4 protein-coding genes are annotated in these 3,031 nt (G+C 63.6%); 3 read left to right on the top strand and 1 reads right to left on the bottom strand.

What is annotated here, in order from left to right:
* On the bottom strand, nt 1–757 hold a 757-nt coding region (locus FF041_RS40630; protein WP_407698212.1), incomplete at its 3' end, for an endonuclease VII domain-containing protein.
* A gap of 643 nt (nt 758–1,400) precedes the next feature.
* Between FF041_RS40630 and FF041_RS39535 the strand changes: the two genes are divergently transcribed.
* From FF041_RS39535 to FF041_RS30400, 3 genes are all read left to right on the top strand, one after another.
* Nucleotides 1,401–1,565 (top strand): hypothetical protein, encoded by a 165-nt coding sequence (locus tag FF041_RS39535; protein WP_228388728.1) that lies wholly within the window; start codon nt 1,401–1,403, stop codon nt 1,563–1,565.
* Between the two features lie 574 nt (nt 1,566–2,139).
* Nucleotides 2,140–2,406, top strand: a complete 267-nt coding sequence (locus tag FF041_RS39540) for a hypothetical protein (protein WP_228388729.1) — start codon at nt 2,140–2,142, stop codon at nt 2,404–2,406.
* A 7-nt stretch (nt 2,407–2,413) separates the two neighbouring features.
* Nucleotides 2,414–2,665, top strand: a complete 252-nt coding sequence (locus FF041_RS30400; protein ID WP_153525761.1) for a hypothetical protein — start codon at nt 2,414–2,416, stop codon at nt 2,663–2,665.
* The last annotated feature ends 366 nt before the right edge of the window (nt 2,666–3,031 follow it).

Raw genomic sequence — 3,031 nt, forward strand, 5'->3', positions numbered from 1 at the left:
TAAGTTGGCGTGCGGGTGGATTGGAAATATACGAGTTCAGGTGCAACGAATCTTGAAATCTAGAAGGCAATGTCTCGTACTTACCAAGCATAGTGTTACAACTAGTGCACAGGAGCCCTCGAATGCACTTCCCGCAGCTACCGCCATCCATCTGGCAACACCCGTGGAAGTGATCAATCGCTAGGCGCTTACCATCCGCACTGGAGCCTCGCTCACAGATAGCGCATCCACCGTTCTGCAATTCGAGAATCTCCGCGTACTGCTGTGGCGTGATATTGAATCTACGCTTCAAGTTGTAGGCCCAATTGCATTGGATGCAATCCCGCTTAAGTCGGTCAGCGGATTTTTCGCTCTTGTAGTATTCGGAGTTCGGTTTGACTAGTTCGCAAGTAATGCACCTCTTCATCGAGCCGTCGGAGCGATAGTCTTTATACTTTCTAATCGGGCGCAGGTATCCGATTCGATTCGTCCCCCTCAACTGACCGTAGTGTGCAGAACACCACTCACGCGCCTGCCTGGGGCGCGGACACTCCCAATCTCCGTATCCCTCACCAGCGAGCTCATGAGAACTCTGTGCCGCACATATTGAATTCGCATAAAACTGCGGCCTAGCGGCAACGAGAGGCTTCCCGGAATTAGCTTGTTGGTAGTGTGCCCCGCAAAGCATTTTGGCGTAGTACTTAACGCCACGGTCACACTCCCACCCCTCTCCCTCCGCAACACACTTAAGGAAATTCGATCGACGAACTTCAGCCATTCCCCACCCCGGAACGTTTAATTCGAGCACGCAAGCCACTAATCGAGCCACCCTAGGGACGCTTTGAGATTCGCGCGAAGCGCAGACACCTCAGCCGGACCCCAGCGAACCCAAGGGAGGTAAAGTGAATATTAAACTCGCCGCTTAAACTGTGCCAGCACACCCGCGAACCGGATAGCTCGCCCTCGGCTTCCGCCGCGATGGGCGTCCGATCTGGCCCATCAAGGGCGGCTCGGGCGAGGGCGGCGACGCAAACACATCGCCTGCGGGCGAACCTGCATCTGCCCCGGATGGCGACCCCAACACCGCGCACTCGCCCAACCAGGCTGCCTCGCAGCAGGTCACCGACGCCACGCGTCGCCGCCGAGCAAGGCGCACGCGGCGACCGCCTGGCAACTCCCGCAGCTTCCTCGCCTCGGTCGCCGACCTCGACCCCGCCGACAGCGGGTTCGACGCGGCCCTCACCACCGCTATCACCACCGCCGTGGGCACCGATCCCGACCTCTACCGCGCCGCGCCCAAAGGACCCGCGCGCGGGGGCGGGGAATTCAACGGCGCTCCGACCGGCGAGCGGCGCGCGACCACCTTGCACGACGCCGTATCCGCCCGACTCGGCGGCGCCTGAACCCCCTAGGAGAATCCGTTGCCCACCACTCTCGCTGAGGCGAAGACCAACGCGCAGGACGATGTCGACGTCACTGTCATCGATGGGTTCGCGAAGTCCTCGGACATCCTCAACCGGATGACGTTCGACACAGGGTCAGCCCGACCGGCGGCGACACTCTCACCTACGGGTACCGGCGCCTGATCACGCAGGCCGACGCCGCCTTCCGTCCGCTGAACACCGAGTACACCCCGGCCGAGGTCGAGACGAAGCGCCCCATCGTCGACCTCGTCCCGCTCGGCGGTAGCTTCCGGGTCGACCGCGTCATCGCTCGCATCGGCCCGGCCGCGTCCGGAGCCGTCACATTGAACATGCAGCAGAAGATTAAGGCCGCTCGCGCGAAGTTCGCCGACGCTGTGATAGCGATACCGTCGTCGACAGCAACAGGTTCGACGGACTGTCCAAGATCCTCACCGGGACCTCGACCGAGTATCTGCCCCTCGCCAACGGCGTCACGACCGGTTACGTCGACTGGACCGCGATCACCGACAAGGCAACCGCCCTCGCCGCGCAGCGGCACATCGACAAATGGCTCGGTCTGCTCGACGACACTCCGGATGTCATCTACGGCAACCGCAAGACACTCGCGCTGTTCAAGACGATCGCCACTTTCACGGACCAGATCGACAAGAGCACCGATGCTTTCGGCCGCCCGGTCGTCGCGTACAACGGCATCCCGCTCATCGATCTCAAGGCCAAGGCCGGCAGCAACACTGACGTGATCGGACTCGTGACCCGGGACCCCGGCGGCGCGGGCAGTGGCGGCAACATCGCCGGACTCGGCGACCTGTACGCGGTCCGCTACGGCCTCGACGGATTCCACGGGGCGAGCGTCGGCGGCGGTGCCCCGCTCGCGAACACCTACCTCCCCGACTTCACCACCGCCGGCGCCGTCAAGTTGGGCGAGGTCGAACTCGGGCCGGTCGCACCCGTACTGAAGGCGAGCAAGGCCGCCGCCGTCTTCTGCAACATCACGAGCGCGTGAGGCATCCGTGACCACGTACCGCATCGCCGCCCCCCAGGGCGACTACACCGACCCCGACCCCGGCGACATCACGTTCGTCGACGGCGCGGCCACCACCAGCGACCCGGCGATCTTCGGGTACTGCCAAGGAGCCAGATACACCGTCGAGTCCCTCGACGACGCCGCGCCACCGGGCGACGACCCCACCGCTGACCAGAACGGCCCGCCGGACACCACGTCGGCGGGCCGTTCCGCCGCCCGCAGCAAACCGAAGGGGTGACCATGGCACGTCAGACAGCCGGATCACGCGCGGCATCTACCAGTCGGTCATGCCCAAAGCGGCGCGCGACGCCGCCGAGGCTACGGCCGCCATGGTGCCGAGGGGCGGAGCTCGGCGGCCGGTTGCGGTCGTCGCCGAGGCAGCGGCCGAGTCCGCAGGTGTCAAGGTCACATCGGCTTCTGATCAGTAGGATGGGCACGCACGAGGGCGCGAAGATCATCGCGTTCCGCCCTCGCAAGGTCAGCGCATAAGAAAAAGCCCAGGCCACAGGCTAGGTGACCTGGACTCGTCTGAGCCGCCTTCGGGATTCGAACCCGAGACCTACGCATTACAAGCACGCTAGAGATCATGACGGGTCGTGTTGTC

The sequence above is a fragment of the Streptomyces jumonjinensis genome (assembly GCF_009600885.1).
Taxonomy (GTDB): domain Bacteria; phylum Actinomycetota; class Actinomycetes; order Streptomycetales; family Streptomycetaceae; genus Streptomyces; species Streptomyces jumonjinensis.